General features: G+C 63.1%; 18 protein-coding genes. 12 read left to right on the top strand and 6 right to left on the bottom strand.

Going from position 1 to position 19,754, the window contains the following annotated elements; all coding sequences use genetic code 11:
• Positions 1-152 precede the first annotated feature (152 nt).
• Positions 153-1,406 carry a lysozyme inhibitor LprI family protein gene (locus tag ACQR1W_RS32565; RefSeq protein ID WP_434854599.1) on the top strand — a complete coding sequence of 418 codons (1,254 nt, stop codon included), beginning with the start codon at positions 153-155 and terminating at the stop codon, positions 1,404-1,406.
• A 106-nt stretch (positions 1,407-1,512) separates the two neighbouring features.
• A complete protein-coding gene (locus ACQR1W_RS32560; protein WP_434854598.1) occupies positions 1,513-2,226 on the top strand; it encodes a hypothetical protein in 714 nt (237 codons plus the stop codon).
• Here ACQR1W_RS32560 and ACQR1W_RS32555 read toward each other — a convergent pair.
• The gene (locus ACQR1W_RS32555; RefSeq protein WP_434854597.1) at positions 2,215-3,024 is read right to left on the bottom strand and encodes a tetratricopeptide repeat protein; all 810 of its coding nucleotides are present in this window, start codon (positions 3,022-3,024) and stop codon (positions 2,215-2,217) included. The genes ACQR1W_RS32560 and ACQR1W_RS32555 overlap by 12 nt on opposite strands.
• Before the next feature lie 251 nt (positions 3,025-3,275).
• On the opposite strand from ACQR1W_RS32555, the gene exbB reads away from it, so the two are divergent.
• The 4 genes from exbB to ACQR1W_RS32535 all read left to right on the top strand — a co-directional run bounded on the left by exbB (position 3,276) and on the right by ACQR1W_RS32535 (position 7,949).
• The gene (gene exbB / locus ACQR1W_RS32550; protein ID WP_434854596.1) at positions 3,276-4,034 is read left to right on the top strand and encodes a tonB-system energizer ExbB; all 759 of its coding nucleotides are present in this window, start codon (positions 3,276-3,278) and stop codon (positions 4,032-4,034) included.
• Between the two features lie 4 nt (positions 4,035-4,038).
• On the top strand, positions 4,039-4,464 hold the full coding sequence (exbD, locus tag ACQR1W_RS32545) for a TonB system transport protein ExbD (protein WP_434854595.1): 426 nt from the start codon (positions 4,039-4,041) through the stop codon (positions 4,462-4,464).
• Positions 4,461-5,381 carry a TonB family protein gene (locus ACQR1W_RS32540; protein ID WP_434854594.1) on the top strand — a complete coding sequence of 307 codons (921 nt, stop codon included), beginning with the start codon at positions 4,461-4,463 and terminating at the stop codon, positions 5,379-5,381. The genes exbD and ACQR1W_RS32540 overlap by 4 nt, the downstream gene beginning before the upstream one ends.
• A gap of 192 nt (positions 5,382-5,573) precedes the next feature.
• Positions 5,574-7,949: a TonB-dependent receptor gene (locus ACQR1W_RS32535; RefSeq protein WP_434854593.1), complete on the top strand. Its 2,376-nt coding sequence runs from the start codon at positions 5,574-5,576 to the stop codon at positions 7,947-7,949.
• Between the two features lie 146 nt (positions 7,950-8,095).
• Here the strand turns inward: ACQR1W_RS32535 and ACQR1W_RS32530 are convergent, their stop codons facing one another.
• Both ACQR1W_RS32530 and ACQR1W_RS32525 read right to left on the bottom strand, forming a co-directional pair.
• Positions 8,096-9,190, bottom strand: a complete 1,095-nt coding sequence (locus ACQR1W_RS32530; protein ID WP_434854592.1) for an alkene reductase — start codon at positions 9,188-9,190, stop codon at positions 8,096-8,098.
• A gap of 124 nt (positions 9,191-9,314) precedes the next feature.
• On the bottom strand, positions 9,315-9,818 hold the full coding sequence (locus tag ACQR1W_RS32525; RefSeq protein ID WP_434854591.1) for a DUF1993 domain-containing protein: 504 nt from the start codon (positions 9,816-9,818) through the stop codon (positions 9,315-9,317).
• A 340-nt stretch (positions 9,819-10,158) separates the two neighbouring features.
• Between ACQR1W_RS32525 and ACQR1W_RS32520 the strand changes: the two genes are divergently transcribed.
• The 5 genes from ACQR1W_RS32520 (at position 10,159) to ACQR1W_RS32500 (ending at position 15,061) form a co-directional block, all read left to right on the top strand.
• Positions 10,159-11,181, top strand: coding sequence for a substrate-binding domain-containing protein (locus ACQR1W_RS32520; protein ID WP_434854590.1), 1,023 nt, complete (start codon positions 10,159-10,161; stop codon positions 11,179-11,181).
• A 64-nt stretch (positions 11,182-11,245) separates the two neighbouring features.
• Positions 11,246-12,715 (top strand): sugar ABC transporter ATP-binding protein, encoded by a 1,470-nt coding sequence (locus ACQR1W_RS32515; protein ID WP_434854589.1) that lies wholly within the window; start codon positions 11,246-11,248, stop codon positions 12,713-12,715.
• 4 nt (positions 12,716-12,719) lie between these two features.
• Positions 12,720-13,703 (top strand): ABC transporter permease, encoded by a 984-nt coding sequence (locus ACQR1W_RS32510; RefSeq protein ID WP_434854588.1) that lies wholly within the window; start codon positions 12,720-12,722, stop codon positions 13,701-13,703.
• Positions 13,700-14,650 (top strand): ABC transporter permease, encoded by a 951-nt coding sequence (locus ACQR1W_RS32505; protein WP_434854587.1) that lies wholly within the window; start codon positions 13,700-13,702, stop codon positions 14,648-14,650. The genes ACQR1W_RS32510 and ACQR1W_RS32505 overlap by 4 nt, the downstream gene beginning before the upstream one ends.
• A gap of 174 nt (positions 14,651-14,824) precedes the next feature.
• The gene (locus ACQR1W_RS32500; protein ID WP_434854586.1) at positions 14,825-15,061 is read left to right on the top strand and encodes a hypothetical protein; all 237 of its coding nucleotides are present in this window, start codon (positions 14,825-14,827) and stop codon (positions 15,059-15,061) included.
• Positions 15,062-15,505: 444 nt separating this feature from the next.
• On the opposite strand, the gene ACQR1W_RS32495 is transcribed toward ACQR1W_RS32500, so the two are convergent.
• Both ACQR1W_RS32495 and ACQR1W_RS32490 read right to left on the bottom strand, forming a co-directional pair.
• Positions 15,506-16,846 carry a TAXI family TRAP transporter solute-binding subunit gene (locus tag ACQR1W_RS32495; protein ID WP_434854585.1) on the bottom strand — a complete coding sequence of 447 codons (1,341 nt, stop codon included), beginning with the start codon at positions 16,844-16,846 and terminating at the stop codon, positions 15,506-15,508.
• Positions 16,839-17,195, bottom strand: a complete 357-nt coding sequence (locus ACQR1W_RS32490) for a DUF3302 domain-containing protein (protein ID WP_434854584.1) — start codon at positions 17,193-17,195, stop codon at positions 16,839-16,841. The genes ACQR1W_RS32495 and ACQR1W_RS32490 overlap by 8 nt, the downstream gene beginning before the upstream one ends.
• Before the next feature lie 327 nt (positions 17,196-17,522).
• Between ACQR1W_RS32490 and ACQR1W_RS32485 the strand changes: the two genes are divergently transcribed.
• Positions 17,523-17,912, top strand: a complete 390-nt coding sequence (locus ACQR1W_RS32485; protein WP_434854583.1) for a hypothetical protein — start codon at positions 17,523-17,525, stop codon at positions 17,910-17,912.
• A gap of 372 nt (positions 17,913-18,284) precedes the next feature.
• Here the strand turns inward: ACQR1W_RS32485 and ACQR1W_RS32480 are convergent, their stop codons facing one another.
• On the bottom strand, positions 18,285-19,058 hold the full coding sequence (locus ACQR1W_RS32480; RefSeq protein ID WP_434854582.1) for an outer membrane protein: 774 nt from the start codon (positions 19,056-19,058) through the stop codon (positions 18,285-18,287).
• Between the last annotated feature and the right edge of the window lie 696 nt (positions 19,059-19,754).

The following is a 19,754-nucleotide window of genomic DNA, read 5'->3' as shown; positions in this document are numbered from 1 at the left end:
AAAAAAACGAAAGGCCGGGAGCGATCCCGGCCTTTTTTACATTCTTATAGTTCGAGGAGCGTGTATCATGTTTGGCGGTAACGCTCGGTTGAAACGCGCGCAGGGATAGCCTAGTTGTCGCTTTCGGAAAGTGGCTTCAGGACGGTAAGGATATGCGTGCGTTTGCTTGGCATGTTTTTGGTGCGCTGTTCAGTGCATGGCTGCTCGCATTGCCGGCACAAGCGATCGACTGCGCTAAGGCAAGAACACCTGTCGAGACTGCAATTTGCTCGGACCCGACACTGGTGAAGCAGGATGCGCGGCTCGCAAGCTTGTATTTCGAGAGCCTCAAAAAGGCGGATACGTCGAAATTGGGCGCCGGTCATGCCACTCTTCACGACGCGCTGCAGGGCGATCAGAGGACATGGTTGTCTGAAAGGGACAAAGTTTGTGGCACTGCGAGCCCGGATCGGATGCGCGCGTGTGTGTCAGATACGATCAATCAGCGCATCGCCGCACTGAATGCGGTTGCGCATTCTGGAAAAGAAGGCACGCTCACCGTCGGAACGGCGACGCTCGTCGTCGGCACCAATCAGGAAATGCACAAGGTGCTCGAATATCAAGGGAAGGTTCTTGCGGAAGCATATTTCCCTGATGTGGAGCCGCCATTTACCGTATTGGCGCGCTGGTCGGGTCCGACGGGAGCGGGCATCCTGCTGGAAGCAGGTGAAGCAGCCAGCTTGCAATGCTCGACGATTTCGTTGATCGCGACGAGCGAGACTGGTTTGACGGGGCACGAACTCGGGCTACGTTGCGTCGGATTTGACGAGATCGTCACAAAAGCGACCGACCATGGTCTAGCGTTCATTCCACCGGTCGCTCCGGGTGAGGATGCTGAGGAGGTCGATTGGGACGGACAGAACAATCAGACAACCACCCATCTGATCAACTTTTCCCCGGAGCCCGGGACGACCATGCGCGGGCTGACAGCTGATGCGCGTGCGCATCATCGAGAGCCCTTGAAGATTAAGGAATTCTATGATGCCGTTCGTGAAGTGCCTGAGCCCGATCGCAAGCGACTCCTAGTCGCCCTTTGGCAGGTCGGAGGCGATTGTTCCGAGTGTCGTGATGATGCAGGACGCGAGCACTACGGCATGACCATCGAGCCAGATGGTGCGATCTACTCGGGTTGCGGTTTGTTCATGCATGGCGGTGTTCTCAAGTGCGGGGAGAATGACGCGCTGGCCGTCTGGGAGAAAAGCAGCGGCCGCTTCTTCTTTGCGTTGATGCCGCATCGGGAAAAAGGCGATCCGTTTCCGGCCGCCTGGACGACGACGTTCCCGGCGACTGCGCAATGGACGCCGTTTGCCAAGAGCAAACTTGAGCTTTGGCGAAATGGCGCCGCGTGGATCAAGCGGGAACAGTGAAGGGGTGATTGGAAGGGACGAAGGTCACCCGGGCCCTTAACTTCCCGTGACTGCCCTAATTCGCCGGCACAAGTGTTGCCGTCAGCCGGCGCAATGGAGCTCTTCGATGCGCATGACCTTCCGCTGCGATCCCGCGCTGGAGCCGTATCTGCCGCGGCCGGTTCCGGCGCGTGCGATGCTGCCGGACTGGCTGCGGCGGATGCCGGCGTCGGCGCATTCCAACCTGCATGGCCGCGACATCCGCACCGTCAAGCAGTGTCCGCCTTTCGTCGACGCGATGGCGCATGGCGTGATGATCCTCTTGCCTTGCGACGTCGAAGTCGAACGCGGCGCCTTCTCCTGGGATTGGGACATCCCGGCGCCCGCGACCGAGGGACATCCTCGCGCGCCGCTGAGCTTTCATGTCGCCGCGCAATTTGCCGGCGCTCCGTTTGCGCAAGGCGAGCAGGCCGCGATCAAGTTCAACAGCTTCTGGACCATCGAATGCCCCGACGGTTGGTCGCTGTTTGCGACCCATCCGGTCAATCGCGACGATCTGCCGTTTCGCACGGTGACCGGCCTCGTCGATGCGGATCGTTTCCATGACGGCGGCATCAATTTCCCGGCCCTGTGGACGGCGCCTGATTTTTGCGGCGTGGTGCCGAAGGGGACGCCGGTCGCGCAATGTTTTCCGGTGCCGCGCGACGCCTTGGAGCTTGTATTCGAGCCGTTCGATGCGGCGCATGAAGCCGCTTATTCCAAGACGGTCGCCGAGGTGCTGGCCGCGCCGAACGTCTATCGCAAACGGTTTCGCGCCCGGCGCGGCCGGCTAACGCGTTAACGCAAGCCGCAGCGCGGCTTCGTCGAGCCACAGCCGGCCGTGCGAGGCGGAGGTCAGCGCCATCGCAATCGATCCGAACATCTCGGGCCGCAGCCGATAGGCTTCGCTGTAGGACTGCATCGCCGCCTCTGGATCGCCGCTCTCCTGCAGCGCGATGCCGAGATTGAGCGCGGCCTCGGCATGATCGGGCTTGAGCGCGAGCGCCGTCCTGTAGGCCGCCGCCGCTGCGATGTGATCGCGCTGATCCTGTCGCACCAGGCCGAGGTCGAACCAGGCCGAGGCGGGGGCGTCAGCCGATGTTGCTCGCTCCAGATAAGAGGCCGCGCCGGCGAGATCGCCATCCTCGAACGCGAGCCGGCCAAGCCGCGCGGCGGCTTCGCCAGAATCAGGAACGGCCTTGAGGATGGCCTGCCAGGTCTCGCGAGCCTGGGTCCGGTGCCCGGCCTGGTCGAGAATGCGCGCCTTCTCCACCAACGTATCGCGCTGCGGCGCCAGCGCCAGCGCGCGGTCGACATGGCCGAGCGCAGCGGCAAAATCCTTGCCCGCGCGGGCGATGCGCGCCGCGAGCAGCTGCGCGGCGGCGTTGTCGGGGCGCCTGGCCAGACTTGCCGCGATATGGACGCGGGCGGTGGCCACGTCGTGACGCGAAAACAGCACCGCGGCCAGCAGATGGCTCAGCATCGGCTCGCCGGGGGTGCGCTTCAGCTCCTGCTCGCAGAGCCGGCGCGCCTCGTCGATGCGGCCGGCATTGAAGCTGGCCGCGGCGCGGCGCACGATGTCCTCAGGCGTCGATGTCATCAGGCGACGTTATCGCGTTCCGTCGCGCAACGGAATTGCTCGGACGCCATCGGTCGTGCAGCCCGTGATGACGTTTGTCCCGGCCGTTTCGGGAATTTTTCCCGGCGTCCCTTGGATATTTTCTGCCGACGATCGCCTTGAAGTGGGCGGCAACCGGACGCACTCTCATACCCGCAAAACGACAAAACAACAGCGCGAGCCCGCCGGAGTCCCGCTTCCGCGTCGACATGGCATCGCCTGGGGAGGACAACATGGTGCAACCGCAGCTCGATACGCTGCCCGCGGCGCTGTCGCCCTGGAGCATGTTCGTGCAGGCCGATGTCGTCGTGAAGGCGGTTATGATCGGGCTGGCGCTGGCGTCGGTTGCGACCTGGACCGTGCTGGTGGTCAAGCTGATCCAGCTGCGCAGCGTGCGCGGTGATGCGCGGCGCGCGCTGTCGATCGTCATGGTGGCGCGCTCGCTGATGGATGCCATCCGTCAACTCGGCGAGCAGAACAGCGTCACCGGCCGTCTTCTTAGCGTTGCCGATGACGAGATCGAGAAGTCGCGCGGCCTGCCGGCTGACGGCATCAAGGAGCGCGTCAGCTGGCAGTTCGAGCGGATCGAGGCGGCGGCCGTGCAGCGCATCGGGCGCGGCATCGGTCTCCTCGCCACCGTCGGTGCTGTCGCGCCCTTCGTCGGACTGTTCGGCACCGTCTGGGGCATCATGAACAGCTTCATCGGCATTTCGCAGGCCCATACGACCAACCTCGCGGTGGTGGCTCCGGGCATCGCGGAGGCGCTGCTCGCCACTGCGTTCGGCCTTGCCGCCGCGATTCCTGCCGTTGTGATTTACAATGTGTTCGCTCGCGCCACCGGCACCTATCGCGCGGTGCTGGCGGATTCCTCGGTCGCGATCATGCGCTTGCTGAGCCGCGATCTCGACCGCGCGGCGATGCCGATCGAGACCAGGCGCACCTTGCGCGCCGCGGATGCGCCGACGCTGTCGATCGCCGACAGCGCGGAGTAGATCCATGGCGATCCGGCTTGCCAAGCGCGACGACGAGTTCGCGGAGACGCATGAGATCAACGTGACGCCGTTCATCGACGTCATGCTGGTGCTGCTGATCATCTTCATGGTGGCAGCGCCGCTTGCGACGGTCGATATTCCCGTCAACCTGCCGTCGGCCTCGGCCGAGCCAGCGGCGCGCCCCGACAAGCCGATCTTCGTCACCTTCAAGGCCGACCACTCGCTCGCCGTCGACGACAATGTGGCCGCACGCGATGACGTCGCCGCCGCGCTCGATGCCGCAACCGGCGGTGATCGCAGCCAGCGGGTGCTGCTGCGGGCCGATCAGGCGCTGTCCTATGGCGAGGTGATGGATGTGATGAACCTGCTGCGCAACGCGGGCTATACGAAGGTTGCGCTCGTTGCCTTGGAAAACCGGAGCACGCCGTGAGCGTGCTGACGCTCGATCCGTTCGATCGGGAGCAGGGCCGCGACGCTGCGCTGTGGACGGTGGCAGCGCTCGTCGTCGCTGCGCTTCATGTCGGAATCGCCGCAGCCTATTTGTTGCTCAGGCCTGCGCCGGAGGGACGCGCGGAAGCGCCTGCGATCGACGTCGCGTTCATGCCGGCGGTCGCCCCGCCGGCGCCTGCCGCGCCGGAGGCCCTGCCGGCCACGCCGATACCGCCGGTCGAGCAGTCGATGCTCGCGCCGCCGCAGGACGAGCCGGCCCCAACTGAGCCGGCGGTCACGCCGGATGCCGTCACTGCGCCAACGCCACTGCAGCCCGAGCCGGAGAAGGTCGAACCGCAGCCTGAGCCGCCGATCGCGCTGACCACGCCGGAGCCGCCGCGCGCGGATGATGCGATTGTCGCACCGCCTCCACCTCCGCCATCCAAGCCTGTCGAGGCGAAGCCGGAGCAGCACAAGCCCATGCGGGCCAACGAGCAGGCGCGGCGCAAGGAGGACGAGACGCGCGAGAAGACGGCGCACAGGACGGCGACGCCAAAGCCCGCGGCCGCGGCGAGCCGGCCGATGCGGATGGCTTCGGCGCCCAATCCCGGCGCGGAGAGCGAAGGCGCGCGGGCAGGGCAGGCATCCTGGAATCGCGAAGTGGAGGCGCGACTGGCCCGGGCGGCGGCTTATCCCGCCGATGGCGGCGGAGCGAGCGGGACGGCGATGGTCAGCGTCGCGATCGATCGTAACGGCCGGTTGCGGTCGCACCGGCTCGCGCGGAGCTCGGGCGCACAAGCTCTGGATCGCGCGGCCATGTCCATCGTCGAGCGCGCCCAGCCTTATCCGCCGTTTCCGCCCGCGATGACCCAAAGCCAGGTGACCCTGAACGTTCCGCTGCATCTGCGGCCGCGCTGAGCGCGGACGGAACGCGCAAACAACACCTCGGGAAAATCTCCTGCTCGCATTGAGAATAATGCTTGTTGCGGCCGCCCGGTCGGCTCACTCACAATGTTGCCCTGTGTATCGTTTCGTTCGACCGAGGGCGGGCTGGCCGGTAGTTGCGACCGACAGTCAGGGACAAAAAAGGTCGAAGCGATGGGGGACGTCTTGACCAAGTTCAAAGCGCTGAAGCGCGCGCTGCTCTTGACCTGTGCGATGCTGCCGGGGGCTGCATTTGCGCAGGAGACCTTGCACACCATTGAAGTGGTCGGCGTGGCGCCGGTGCCGGGGGGAGGAGAGATCGACAAGGAAAAGATCCCATCTAACTTCCAGACTATCGACGCGGCCGCTCTCGATCATTCCAGGACGCCGACGCTATTGGACGGCATGTTTCAGTCCCTGCCGGGCGTCTCGCTCAGCGACCAGACCGGCAACACGTTCCAGCGCAATCTCGATTACCGCGGCTTCACCGCCTCGCCGGTGCCGGGCACGCCGCAGGGCATCGCCGTCTACCAGAACGGCACCCGCATCAACGAAGCCTTCGGCGATGTCGTCAACTGGGACTTGCTTCCTGAAGTCGCGATCGCGCGCATGACCTTGATGCCGAACAATCCGCTGTTCGGCCTCAACGCGACCGGCGGTGCGCTGTCGATCGAGATGAAGAACGGCTTCACCTATCATGGCACCCAGGCTCAGTTGTTCGGCGGCTCCTTTGGGCGCATCTCGGGCAACGCGCAGACCGGCTATCAGGACGGAAATTTCTCGGCCTATGTCGCTGCCGACAGCGCCTACGACCGCGGCTGGCGCGATTATTCGTCGTCCTCGCAGGTCCGTCGCATGTATGTCGATCTCGGCGCGCGCGGCGATCAGACCGAATTCCACGTCTCCTTCACCGGGGCCGACAACAAGCTCGGCGGGGTCGTCGCCACGCCGATCGAGATGCTGAACCAGCGCTGGTCCAGCGTCTACACCTGGCCGCAGACCACGCATCTGCAGCTCGCCTTCCTGCAGGCCAATGCGAAGTGGACGCCGACGGACACCTTGACCGTCCAGGCCAACGGCTATTTCCGTGCCTATCGCGCGTTCCATTTCGATGGCAATGGCACCGATGCCCAGGCCTGCGACGCGGGCGGCGCGCTCGACGGACAGCTCTGCATCGGAGATGGCACCACGCCGATCAACCAGAACATGGCCGTTCTCAATACGCTGGCGGCCAATTCCGCGCTCGGCGAGATCGACCGCAACTGGACCCGTTCGAACAGCTATGGCGGCTCGCTGCAGGCGACCTCGACCGATCAGCTGTTCGGCCATGACAATCATTTCGTCGTCGGCACCAGCCTCGATCACGGCCGGTCGAATTTCCAGGCCAATTCCGAGCTCGGCACGATCGATCAGAACTTCTTCGTCACCGGCACGGGCATCACCATCGATCAGCCTTTGGCCGACCTCACGCCCGTCAACCTCACCGCCAAGAACACCTATCTCGGCTTCTACGCGACCGACACCTTCGATATCACCTCACAACTGTCGTTCACCGCCGGCGGTCGCTTCAACTGGGCGCAGATCAACCTGCAGGACGAGACCGGCCTCAATGCGCTATTGACCAGCAAGAACAATTTCCAGCGCTTCAATCCGGTGGTCGGGTTGACCTACAAGGTCACGCCCAACCTGACCGCCTATGCCGGCTATTCCGAAGCGAACCGCGCGCCGACGCCGCTCGAGCTCGGATGTTCCGATCCCGTCCGTCCCTGTCAGGTCGACAACTTCCTGATCGCCGATCCGCCGCTGAAGCAGGTGGTGTCGCACACGATCGAGGGCGGCCTGCGCGGCGAGTGGTCGGGCGGCGCAGCCGCTGTCGAGCCGCTGCCGCGCAAAGCGCCGAAGGCGGCGGACAATGGTTGGCGGCTGCGCTGGGGAGTCAGCCTGTTCCGCACCGAGAACAGCGACGACATCATCAACATCGCGAGCCTCGTGGTTCCGAACCACGGGTACTTCGCGAATGCCGGCACCACCCTGCGCCAGGGCGTCGAGGCAAAGGTCGATCTGTCCTGGGATCGCTGGACCGCTTACGCCAACTACACCTTCGTCGACGCAACGTTCCGGAGCACCTTCAACGTCAACGATCCCAATCTGCAGACGACGGTCACCGTCACGCCCGGCAACCACATTCCCCTGGTCCCGGCGCATCGCCTGAAGCTCGGTGCGGAATATGCTGTTACCGACGCCTGGAAGCTCGGCGCCGACATCAACTATGTCGGCAGCCAGTATCTGCTGCGCGACGATTCCAACGTTTATCCCAAGGTGCCGGCCTATTGGGTCGTCAACCTGCACACCTCCTACCAGGTGACGAAGAACGTCGAAGTGTTCGGACTGGTGCAGAACCTGTTCAACAATCACTATTACTCGGCGGGCACCGTCTTCAATCCGGCCGGGTTCAACAACTCGACCCCGGGCGGGGCCAACCTGATGACCTTCAACGATCCCCGCAGCATGCTGCCCGGCGCGCCGCTCGCAGTCTATGCCGGCATCAAGGCGACGTTCTGAGTGCGCGCGATGTCATCGCGCCTCAGGTGAAAGATCGTGAGCGCAATGGCAAGAAAGGCCGGGAGCGATCCCGGCCTTTGTGGTCCGTCATTCCGAGGCGATGCTACGCATCGCCTCGGAATGACCGTGTGAGAGGGGAGGCGCGACTACTCCGCCGCCTCCTTCAGCGCCGGATAATCGACATAGCCCTTGGCGCCGCCGCCATAGAAGGTGTTCTTGTCGAAATCGTTGAGCGGCGCCCCTCGCTTCAGCCGCTCGACCAGATCGGGGTTGGAGATGAACAGCTTGCCGAACGCGATCAGGTCGGCCGCACCGGCGTCCAGCACCTTGTTGGCGAGCGCCAGGTCATAGCCGTTGTTGGCCATGTAGGCGCCTTTGAAGCGCTTGCGCAGCGAGGCGTAGTCGAACGGCGCGATGTCGCGCGGACCACCCGTCGCCCCCTCGATGACGTGGAGATAGACCAGGTTCAGCGCGTTGAGCTGGTCGACGATGTAATCGAACAGCGGTTGCGGATTGGAATCGGAGACGTCGTTGGCAGGTGTCACCGGCGAGATGCGGATGCCCGTCTTCTCAGGCCCGATTGCGTCCGCCACGACCTTGGAAACTTCCAGCATCAGCCTGGCGCGGTTCTCGATCGAGCCGCCATAGGCGTCGGTGCGCTTGTTGGTGCCGTCCTTGGCGAACTGGTCGAGCAGATAGCCGTTGGCGCCATGGATTTCGACGCCGTCGAAACCGGCCTCGATCGCATTCAGCGCGGCCTGCTTGTAGCTCTCGATGAGGCCAGGGATTTCCGACAATTCGAGCGCGCGCGGCGCGGAGACGTCGGTGAAGGCGCCGCCGACGAAGGTCTTGGTCTTGGCCTGGATCGCCGAGGGTGCGACCGGCGCACCGCCATTCGGCTGCAGCGAGACGTGCGAGATGCGGCCGACATGCCAGAGCTGGATGAAGATGCGGCCGCCATTGGCATGCACGCGGTCGGTGACCTTGCGCCAGCCTTCGACCTGCGCCTTGGAATAGATGCCGGGGGTGTCCTGGTAGCCCTGGCCCTGCTGCGAGATCTGGCTGGCTTCGGTAATCAGGAGGCCGGCGGAGGCGCGTTGGCCATAATATTCGGCGGCCAGTGGACCCGGCACCATGCCGTCGACCGCACGGTTGCGGGTCAAGGGCGCCATCACGGCGCGGTTTGCCAGCGTGATCGGACCAAGCTTGAAAGGCTCAAACAACTTCGACGACGTGCTCATGTGATCTTTCCGGATGATGGTCTGTGAAGGACAATTGTGCGTTGCGGCGAAAGTCGCAATCGGGGCAGCCATTCGCACTGCGCAGAGGAGGGCCGCGATCGGCAGCCGCGGCCGGCTGCATCGGTCAGGCCATGCCCAGGAAGTCTCGCTTGCCGATCTCGACGCCGTTGTGGCGCAGGATCCCGTGCGCGATCGCGGCGTGGAAATAGAAATTCGGAAACGAGATGCGGTTGACGAAGTCCTGGCCCTTCAGCGTCGCGGTCGCGTTCGGCCCGCTGGGGAAGATGACGTCCTTGGTGTCACCACCCTCGAATTGGGCCGGCTTGAAGGTCTTCAGATAATCGATGGTCTTTGACAGGCGCTGCTGCAGCTCCGCGAAGCTCGTCTCGGTGTCGGGGGTGCTCGGCACCTCGCTGTGGGAGAGCCGGGCGCAGCCCTTGGCGGCGAAATCGCAGGCGAGCTGGATCTGGCGGGTGAACGGCAGCATGTCCGGGTAGAGCCGCGCGTTCAGCAGCACCTCCGGCTGGATTTTCCTGGCCTCGCAATGGGCTTCGGCCTTGGCAAGCAGGCCAGTGAGGCTGGTGAGGATCTGGAGATAGGCGGGAACGGTCGAATCGTAAAAGGACATGTGATGCTCTCGTGAAAGGGAGACGTCGCAAAGATGCGCGCGCCTCCGAGATGGGGTGGCACCCAAGATAATGCAACTGCATCTTTCTCTGATTTTGCGGTCCGACGCGCGATTCCCAGCGCCGCCCGCAGTGTGACCAGAACGACTTGCCCGCGGAGCACGTGTGACATCATCGCATGATCGGTCGACATGCGAGGCCAGCAGCTTGCGCGGTGACACCGACATGCATGGCACATGTCAGCTTGTCGAACCGTCAGCGCGGCGATATCGTCCGGCGCACTCCTACCAGAAAAACCAAGGTCCGCAGTCTGAAGTGCGGCCAATGAGGGAGAGGAAACTCATGACGTCCGGCATCCGGATTCTGGCTGTTTGCGCTATCGGTAGCGCAATGTTCGCGGGCTCGGCGTTCGCCGACACCAGCGGAAAGAAGATTGCGTTCTCAAACAACTATGCCGGCAATTCCTGGCGCCAGGCGATGCTCAAGAGCTATGACATCGTCACCAAGAAGGCGGTCGCCGACAAGGTCGTCGCTGCGGCCGATGTCTTCACCACCGCCGACAAGGACGTGCCGACCCAGGCGGCGCAGATTCAAAATCTCATCCTGCAGGGATATGACGCGATCGTCATCAATGCGTCTTCGCCGGATGCCCTGAACGGCGCCGTCAAGCAGGCCTGCGATGCCGGCATCGTGGTCGTATCGTTCGACGGCATCGTCACCGAACCTTGCGCCTACCGGGTCGTCGTCGATTTCAAGGCGATGGGGACGCAGGAAGTCACGGAGATGGCCAAGTTCCAGCCCAAGGGCGGCAACCTGCTCGAAATCCGCGGCCTTGCGGGGACCTCGATCGACGACGCCATTCACGCCGGCATCCTCGAGGGGGTCAAGGCGCATCCGGAGTTCAAGATCGTGAGCTCGGTGACCGGCGACTGGGATCAGACCACGGCCCAGAAGGCCGTCGCGACGGTGCTGCCTTCGCTGCCTGACGTTATCGGCGTGGTCGATCAGGGCGGCGACGGCTATGGTGCGGCCCAGGCCTTCGCAGCCGCCGGCAAACCGCGCCCCACCATCATCATGGGCAACCGGCAGGACGAATTGCAGTGGTGGAAGGAGCAGAAGGCCAAGGACGGCTACAAGACCTGGTCCGCCTCGATCGCGCCCGGCGTCTCGACCTTGGCGTTCTGGGTCGCTCAGCAGGTGCTGGACGGCAACAAGACCATCCCGCACGATCTGCTGGTGCCTTATCTTGCTTTCACGCAGGACAATTTCGAGACCGAATTGCCCAACATCCCGAACGGCGGTGTCGCGAGCCACGAATACACGCAAGCGGAAGCCATCGCGGCGATCAAAGCCAACATGAAATGACGGCTGAAGGGGCGCGCGGTTCGCGAAGCGCAAGGGAGCAAGGGCCAAGGGTGGCAGGGGTGGAATGACTGTCACGAGTCCGAAGCTCGTCCAGCTGGACGGCATCGAAAAGCATTTTGGTGCCGTCCGTGCGCTCGGTGGTGTCGATCTCGCGGTCGGGCAGGGCGAATGCCTCGGGTTAGTCGGCCATAATGGCGCGGGCAAATCGACCCTGATGCATGTCCTCGCGGGCACGGCATCGGCCGATCGTGGATCTCTGACGATCTTGGGCGAGGCGCCGGCCGGGTACTCGCCTGGTGTCGCCAAGAAGCTCGGGGTTCGCTGCGTCTTTCAGGAGCTCTCGCTCTGTCCCAACCTGACGGTCGCCGAGAACACCCGCGTCTTTCATCCCTCGCTCACCGGGTTCAACTGGCGCCGCAAGGCGGGTCGGCTGATCCTCGAAAAGCTCGACGCCATTTTTCCGGGGCACGGCATCAGTGCATCCGATCTGGTTCAGGATCTTCCGATCGGGCGGCGCCAGATGGTCGAGGTCGCGCGCGCCTTCACCGCGACCGATGAGCCTGTGCGGTTGATCATCCTCGACGAGCCGACGTCATCGCTCGATGCCCACACCGCTCGCCAGCTGCTCGGCTTCATGCGTCGCGCCGTCGCCGACGGCGTCAGCTTCATCTTCATTTCGCATCTCCTGGGCGAGGTGCTCGAGCATTGCGATCGCATCGTGGTGATGCGCGATGGCCGGACGGTCGCCGACGCTGATGCTGCGACGTTCGATCGCGACAGGCTGGTCGCGGCCATGGGCGACGTCGAGGTTCACGCGCGCGAGTCTCGCACGAACAAGGGCCGGGCGCGCGGGCAATCGCCGCTTCGGGCCCGTGGCCGCCCCAGGCGACAAAGTGGCATCGGCGAGCTGGTCGCGCATGAGGGAGAGATCATCGGCCTTGCCGGGCTTGCCGGCCATGGCCAGACCGAGCTCCTGCTCGCCATATTTTCGGCTGCGATGCGCGCTGATGCGCGTGCGGAGGTCACGGCCAGCGTGGCCTTGGTGGCGGGTGACCGGCAGGCTGACGGCGTGTTCCCGCTATGGTCGATCGCCGAAAATATCGGGGTGCGTTCGCTGCCCAGCCTGCGCCAGGGCCTCTTGATCTCGCCGCGACGCGAAGATGCGCTGGCCAATCTCTGGCGCGACAAGATCAGGATCCGCACGCCCGACGTTCACCAGAACATTCTCTCGCTGTCCGGCGGCAATCAGCAGAAGGCGTTGTTCGCCCGCGCACTCGGCTCGGACGCCCGCATCGTGCTGATGGACGATCCGATGCGCGGTGTCGACGTCGGCACCAAGCTCGAAGTCTACGATCTGATCCGCGAAGAGGCGGACGCTGGCCGGACCTTTCTCTGGTACACGACCGAAACCGATGAATTGAAGCAATGCGACCATGTCTATGTCTTCCGCAACGGCGCGATCGTTGCGGATCTGACCAGCGACGAGGTGACCGAGCAGAAGGTCATCCAGTCCTCCTTTGCGGAGGCGAGCTGAGCTCATGAGCGCAAGTGGCGTGGCTGCGAAAGAGGTTTCGCGCGTGCTCGGCCTTGGCAGCACGCCACGACTGTTGCGGGCCTTGCTGCCCGCGCTGTCGCTCGTGCTGGTGCTCCTGGCGATCAGCTACCTCAATCCGCGGGCGATCAGCTATTTCGGCTTCACGCTGATGCTCAACCTTGCGGTCCCGATTGCGCTCGCGACCATCGCGCAGATGTTCGTCATTGCCGGCAACGATCTGGACCTGTCGATCGGCGCCTTCGTCGGCTTTGTCGGCTGCGTCACCGCGACCTGGCTGCGCGAGACACCGGTGTTGGGAATTCTCGTGCTGCTAGGCTGCATCGCGACTTACGCAGGTCTCGGCGCGCTGATCTATCTGCGCAATCTGCCCTCGATCGTGGTGACGCTCGGCATGAGCTTCGTCTGGCAAGGGCTTGCCATCCTGATGCTGCCGAAGCCAGGTGGCAAGGCGCCCGGCTGGCTGCTGGCCACCATGAGCTTCAAGCCGCCTCTGATTCCGTTTCCGATACTGGCCGCGGCTGTCATCGCCGCGCTCGCTTATGTCGGGCTAATGCGGACATCCTACGGTGCCATCCTGCGCGGCTCCGGCGGCAACGCGGTTGCGATCGGCCGCGCCGGCTGGTCGCTCTTGAAGGCGAAGATGGTCTTGTTCGCATGCACCGGCGTGTTCGGCGTCCTGTCGGGGCTGGCGCTGATCGGCATCACCACCTCGGCTGATGCGAATATCGGCAACGGCTACACGCTGCTGTCGATCGCCGGCGTCATTCTTGGTGGGGGAGAGTTCGTCGGCGGCCGGGTCTCACCGGTCGGCGCTGTGATCGGTGCGTTGACCCTGGCGCTTGCCGCGTCCCCGCTGCTGACCTTCATGCATATCCCGCCGGACTGGCAGGTCGCCGCCAACGGCGCCATCCTGATCGTCGTACTGGCCGCTCGCGTCCTGATCAGTCGCAAGGAGGCGGAGCGATGAAGGGCACGCTTGGCAGAGCTTTCGCCAGACCCTGGATCTGGTCGTTCGTCGGGGCGCTATCGGTCTGGCTGGCAGCGGTCTTCTTCACCGGCGGTTATGGTGCTGGAGGCATGCTGACAGCGGCGCTCTCGCTTGCCGTGTTCACGGTGATCGTCGGCGTCGGCCAGATGTTCGTGATCACGCTGGGCCCGGGCAATGTCGATTTGTCGCTGCCGGCCAATATCGGGTTGGCCAGCGCGGTCGCGATGACGGTGATGGCCGGCGACGACGGTCGCATCCTGCTGGGGCTCGCTGCGGCGCTCGCGTGTGGCCTCGCGATCGGAGCGGCCAACTACCTGCTGATCTGGGCCTTGCGGATTCCGCCGATCATCGCGACGCTCTCGGCGAGCTTCGTCATCCAGTCGATCGACATCAGCTATGGCCGCGGGCTGCAGATCAAGCCGCCACCCGGCTTTGCGGACTTCACCAACATCCAGGTCCTCGGAATTCCGATCCTGGCCGTTCTCACCGTGCTGTTCACCGTCGGCGCCGGGCTTGCGCTGCAACGTACCATCTTCGGCCGCTCCGTCCTTGCGATCGGACAGAACATGCGGGCCGCGCGGCTGGCCGGTATCCGGGTCAACCGGGTGCGCTTTGCCACCTATGCCTTGTCGGGGATGCTGGGCGGCATCGACGGCGCGCTGCTGGCCGGCTACTTCCGCGGCGCCAATGTCGACATCGGCAACGAATATCTCTTGGCCTCGATCGCGGTGGTCGTGATCGGCGGCACGTCCGTCGCGGGCGGCAAGGCCAACGTTCCCGGGCTCTGGGGTGCAGCGCTGTTCCTGGTGCTGCTGCTGACGATGCTCAATACGTTCGGCGTCAGCGCCGGCGTCCGCCTCGTGCTGACCGGGTTGATCATCGTCGCGGTCATCACCGCGGCAGGCGGCGCGGAAGCGGCACGGTAAGAGCCCGTAGGATGGGTTGAGCGAAGCGATACCCATCAATCATGGTTATGAAGATGATGGGTTTCGCCTCCGGCTCAACCCATCCTACGCGCTTACGTCAATTAGAGTGTCGCCGATTTTGACACAGAGCGAAAATTGCTTGACTGTCGATTCGAGCGACGGGAGTCCGTATACATGAGATATCCTGATGGTACCGAGGCGCATATCGGCGATCGTGTTGAGCTATGGGAGGGAAACGTCGGAGTTGTGGTTTTCTCTATTGATGCGGACGAATATTCGGAAGCCTACCCCAAAGATCAGTGGAAGGAATTTCTTGGGTCGGGAGTAATGATTTTATCGGAAAAGGCCGGTCTAATTCACTATAAGGAGCCCGAGGCGACGATGCGTCTACTCTCGCGCGAACAGAGCTGATGGGCCAGCGTTCGTAGGAGACTTGCGCAGAAGCGGAGCATTGAAGGTTCATGACTAAACAAGGCGAGTCCCTTGGGAGCAGCAATGCTGTGACGCTGCCTATGAGTTCGGCTTGCAGTGTGCAAAGCTGGTGGCGCAAAATCCTCATCATGTTGCCGCGCCATTAGATTTTATCATCAATTGCTCTATGACTGAGCTTTGGGACAGGAATTTCAGCCGAAGTGAAATCCGGACAGCTTTCGAAGAGGCAGTCTCAGATATGCCCCGTTACGGCGCAGGGCAGGAGCGGCGTAGCTCCATATCCGCTGAATTGGCCACGGCGGATTGGTGTAGAGCAGAGAAACCGTGACCAGCCCGGATGGGTTGAGCGAAGCGATACCCATCAATCATGGTTGCGAAGATGATGGGTTTCGCCTCCGGCTCAACCCATCCTACGCACTGCCTTCAGCGCCCATTCGATCTTGGCGCGGCGAGCGCCGCTCGGCGGTCATGTATCAGGTTCTCAAGGCGATGGGCCGCGACGTTCAGGGTCGCTGCATCGAGGGAGTCTTCATCTTGGTCTGCTCTCGCGCGCTGCGCCCTCAGAGTCTCGTCGATCTCGGTCTCAATCTCCAACAATTCCGCTTCGGTCTCGGCGTGCCTGATTCGTCGTCCCAACGTGTAGAGTGAATCCAGCGCCGGCGTCTTCTGCTTAAGATCGCCGGATCGGAGGAATTGCCAGGCCGCAGCGAGGACCGTGGCGAGTGCGCCAAGCGCCATTGGCGCCAGAAAGATGGCGTTGCTCCACTTGTCGAGGAAGGTCTGCTGATTGCCGTTGTAGAACTCCGCAGCCCCTGGATGAACGGGAAGATAGGCGCCCGGATCGGTATCGGGCGCCTTGAACTGCGCGAGGATCGGCATTTCGGCCACAATATCCCTGCGCGCGCTGGTGATGGCTTGCGTGAAGCCGGCGATCATATCCTTGTCGAGGCTCTTCTTGCCGACCAGATAGAACGAGACCTGCAGCGTGGTCACGTCGTCGTCGGGAACGGGAGGCGACCCGCGCAACGTACCCTTCGGGATGTCGAAGCTCTCGTAGGCGCGCTCCTTCTCGGCGATTGCCCCCGCGTTCTCGATCGGGATCAGGACCGGGGCCGTCTTCGCGTTCTGTGGAAATAGCCCTCGCACCAGCGACAAGTACTTTTCGCTCAGCGGCATGACGAGCAGCAGGGCGCGGATCTCCTTGGTCTCGAGCGCGCGGCGGACCTGGTTGGGCTCAAGATTCTTGAATGCGACATTGGCGCGCTCGAGGTCATATGCCTTTGTCAACACGCTGACGATCTTCCGATTGGTGTCGCCTCCAACCACCCCCATCGTCGTGCGCTTCAAGCCGGCCATGTCCGTGATCGCCGATCCCGGCGGTGCAACAAGCAGCGCCACGGCCTGGGCGAGGACGACGATCGCTTGCGCCTGAGAGAGGTCGCCGACATCTCCGCGGACGACGGCAAGGTCTGTCCTGCCGGAGGAGAACGCCTCTGCGGATTCTACCAGACCGGTGGTCTCAACCACCTTCAGCCGGACCGGCGCGTTGTTGGCGGCAAGCCTGCTCGCGAGCGCCGATATGATCTTGGGGGCGTCGCCATCGAACGATCCGACCGCGATCGACAACGTCACCGGCCGGACGTACCAGCGGTACGCGAATAGGCTCGCGCCGCTGGCCAGCAGTGCCAGCACCAAGACGATGAGGATGCGAAGCCAGATCGGCAGCCCGGCACCATCAAGCCGAATTTTCGACAGGTCATCCATGGCGCCCCAGCAGAACCTCGCTCCCGAGCCTCGCCTCGATGTCAGCCATTCGACGCCTGAGTTCGTCCAGCTGGGCCACCGCCTCCTGCGGAGAGCCCGGCTTATCTCCGAAACCCCAGCCTCGATCCGGCCGAGACATCATCGCCCAGATCCAGAGAAACGGCCGCAGCAGGTGCAGCATGAACAGGCTGATCCAGCCGGCGGCGTGGATCGCGTCCTGGTGTGGATGATGACGTGCATGCGCGATCCGGGCCGGTATGTCGTGAAGCGCAACCATCCCGTAGGCCAGCATGATCACCACGAAGAATAGCGGGCCCAGTGCGAAGTAATTCAGGAACGGATGTTCCATCGGCATTCCCACATTTGGACTGATGCGCCGCCGCAGGCATTCATACGCCCACCGCGGCGTTGCTGCCCTGAGCAACGCTCGCCATTTTCGCCAGCCTTTTCCCGAACCGCTCGGCCTCGTTGATTTAGATCAAGAGTCGCAGCGGCCGAGGCGCCAGGAAGCGGTTAGGGCAGGGTTTCCTCATGGAGTGGGCTCATGAAATCCACCGCGAAAGCTGCTATCGCAACCTCTGCGGCTGTGTGCGCCACGCTGTTCTCCTTCAGCTGGTCTGAGCAACATGGAGCTTCGTTGTCGGTCGAAAGCGCTCAGGCAAGGATCGGTCGCCCGTTGACTCCCGTCAGTGTTGCCGGCGTGGCGCGCCGCCAATATCGACGCGGTGCGTGGGGTTACGGCGGATATGGCTATGGCCTGGCAGGCGCCGCCGCGGTCGGCACGGCCGCCGCAGTTGCGAGTTCACCTTATTACTACAACACGGGCTACTATGACGGTGGTTACCCCGGCAACTATTACGGCAATTATGGCTACCCTGGCTATTACGGCGGCTACGCCAACCGCAGTTATGTCACCGGACGTCCGACGCTGATTCCGCGCTACTATGGCGGCAGCTACGCCGCGGTCGGCTACCCCGGTGGCTATTACGGCGGCTACGCCAATCGCAGCTACGTCACCGGAAGGCCAACGCTGATTCCCCGCTACTATGGCGGCTGGGGCTGGTAAAACCAGCGCTTCGCGTCCGGAAGCGGTCAGCTCCTGCGCGGATGATCCTGGTGCGGCTATAGCGGCTGCGACACGCATCGCAGGATGAGCCGCCAGCTTTCTGCCTGAAGTCCGCAATGAACACGCGGCAGTTGGCGTCTCAAACCGCGGCTCTCACGCGATCGAGCTGCTAAACAGCTGAAAAAGAGGAGGCGGCCCTTGAGCCGCCTCCGGTCGTTTCACCGCGCTGATGTTCTACAGGCAGACATGGAGCACGCCGCCATCGGCTCTGGCAAGGGTGCCGTGGTCACAGCCAATGCCGCCTTGGGCCTGTCGTCGTCCCATCCGCCGAAGTTTGCTTAGCTGATTTCCAGAAAATCTTGGTGGTGGCTACTAATAACGTGCAGTAACGGGAGCGCCGAAACCGCCGAAGCGATAGTTGAAGCGTACAGTGATCATGTCGACGTCCTGGCTGAGGCGGTCGCCCAGGACGGTCACCCCGCCGGGCGTGACCACACCTGCGAAGGTGGTGTTGTCATGTCCCATCCAGAGATGATCGTATTCCAGACCGACCGACCAGTTCGGTGCGAAGCCATACTCCCAGCCGACACCGAGAGCTCCGCCCCAGCGCGTGTGACCTGCCGAGGCCAAGCCGACCCCGGTGACGTTGTTGAATATATCAAAGCGATTGTGAGTGACGGCCGCGCCTCCCTTCACGTAAAACAGCGATGCGTTCCACGCCCAACCGAGTTGACCCGTGAAGAGACCGATGCCATCGGTTTTTCCGGTGGTTGAAATGAACGGATCGATCAGGCTCACGCGCGTATTCTTGATATCGGCCCAATCGCCCTGTGCCTCTAATCCGAATACGAACTGATTGGTTTGCCAGCGATAGCCGATCTGTCCGCCGACAAGACCCCCAGAGCGGGTAGCGCAACCACCGGCCACCGTTCCTGCAAGCGTGACGAAGTCCACGCAACCGCGGCTTTGGCCCCATCCGCCGTTGGCACCGATGTAGAAGCCGCTCCAATTGTAGATGGTCGCGATTGGAGCCGGCGGCGGCGCCTTGACGGCCATATCTGCGGCCGAGGCCGGAGCAGCCAAGCCCAAGCCAGCAGCCAAGCCCAAGGCGGCGATGCTCCCACCGGCTGTCAGGAGTTTCCTCATGTGATTGTCTCCATATCCAAGTTTATTTGTTTGTAGACTGACGATTTTGTGCACAGGGGCGTGCATAATTCTATTGTTACCATCATGAGTTTAGTCGCGAGTCTCTCCAGAGACCGTAACAAAATGGCAACAGCCAAAAGCAATCTGATAGTCCAGCCCCAGGGGGGTGCGCTCATTCGTTGTTAGGACGGGGCAGGCCTTCCGCTGAGTCTTTATGCTCCTCTGAAAGCCACAGATGAACCTGGCTGGACGGCACATGCCGTCGGGGGAGATGCGGATTGATCGTACCTGCGAACACGATCAGTCCATCGTCGAGCTTGGAGCGCGCGAAGATCTTGGCCTCGTCTTCGGTCGCGAATGTCCTGGTTTCGCGCGGACTTCGCCTTGGGGCTCGCAGACTACGTGGACGGCTCTCAAACGTGACGTACCAGGTAGCTGTCATCTCGCATGGACTCCGAACGCGTCTTTCCAGCCCAAGGCGAGGTGGGCTCAGTCCTACAGTCCGTTGTCAGTCGACGTGCCACGACCACGCGTCGTGTTGCGTCAGCCTGAGCCGGCCGCCGGACGTCCAATTACCGCTTCTGCTTGAGAAACAACCGTCACGGACTGCCACACGGCGGGCGAGACGTTGAGTGTGAGGCTTGCGAAAAGGCGAATGCGGCCGCCACAGCACGAATGAGTTGGAAACCGCTTCTC

This window comes from Bradyrhizobium sp. HKCCYLS1011 (genome assembly GCF_051167795.1).
In the GTDB taxonomy this organism is placed as follows: domain Bacteria; phylum Pseudomonadota; class Alphaproteobacteria; order Rhizobiales; family Xanthobacteraceae; genus Bradyrhizobium.
This window is presented reverse-complemented; position numbering and strand designations above follow the sequence as displayed.

What these genes read in the sequence shown, in the direction of transcription:
- ACQR1W_RS32565 (WP_434854599.1), top strand. Translation starts at nt 153, where the DNA reads ATGCGTGCGTTTGCTTGGCATGTTTTTGGTGCGCTGTTCAGTGCATGG.
- ACQR1W_RS32510 (WP_434854588.1), top strand. Translation starts at nt 12,720, where the DNA reads ATGAGCGCAAGTGGCGTGGCTGCGAAAGAGGTTTCGCGCGTGCTCGGC.
- ACQR1W_RS32495 (WP_434854585.1), bottom strand. Translation starts at nt 16,846, where the DNA reads ATGGATGACCTGTCGAAAATTCGGCTTGATGGTGCCGGGCTGCCGATC.
- ACQR1W_RS32555 (WP_434854597.1), bottom strand. Translation starts at nt 3,024, where the DNA reads ATGACATCGACGCCTGAGGACATCGTGCGCCGCGCCGCGGCCAGCTTC.
- ACQR1W_RS32500 (WP_434854586.1), top strand. Translation starts at nt 14,825, where the DNA reads ATGAGATATCCTGATGGTACCGAGGCGCATATCGGCGATCGTGTTGAG.
- exbB (WP_434854596.1), top strand. Translation starts at nt 3,276, where the DNA reads ATGGTGCAACCGCAGCTCGATACGCTGCCCGCGGCGCTGTCGCCCTGG.
- ACQR1W_RS32480 (WP_434854582.1), bottom strand. Translation starts at nt 19,058, where the DNA reads ATGAGGAAACTCCTGACAGCCGGTGGGAGCATCGCCGCCTTGGGCTTG.
- ACQR1W_RS32530 (WP_434854592.1), bottom strand. Translation starts at nt 9,190, where the DNA reads ATGAGCACGTCGTCGAAGTTGTTTGAGCCTTTCAAGCTTGGTCCGATC.
- ACQR1W_RS32560 (WP_434854598.1), top strand. Translation starts at nt 1,513, where the DNA reads ATGCGCATGACCTTCCGCTGCGATCCCGCGCTGGAGCCGTATCTGCCG.
- ACQR1W_RS32525 (WP_434854591.1), bottom strand. Translation starts at nt 9,818, where the DNA reads ATGTCCTTTTACGATTCGACCGTTCCCGCCTATCTCCAGATCCTCACC.
- ACQR1W_RS32505 (WP_434854587.1), top strand. Translation starts at nt 13,700, where the DNA reads ATGAAGGGCACGCTTGGCAGAGCTTTCGCCAGACCCTGGATCTGGTCG.
- ACQR1W_RS32490 (WP_434854584.1), bottom strand. Translation starts at nt 17,195, where the DNA reads ATGGAACATCCGTTCCTGAATTACTTCGCACTGGGCCCGCTATTCTTC.
- exbD (WP_434854595.1), top strand. Translation starts at nt 4,039, where the DNA reads ATGGCGATCCGGCTTGCCAAGCGCGACGACGAGTTCGCGGAGACGCAT.
- ACQR1W_RS32520 (WP_434854590.1), top strand. Translation starts at nt 10,159, where the DNA reads ATGACGTCCGGCATCCGGATTCTGGCTGTTTGCGCTATCGGTAGCGCA.
- ACQR1W_RS32515 (WP_434854589.1), top strand. Translation starts at nt 11,246, where the DNA reads ATGACTGTCACGAGTCCGAAGCTCGTCCAGCTGGACGGCATCGAAAAG.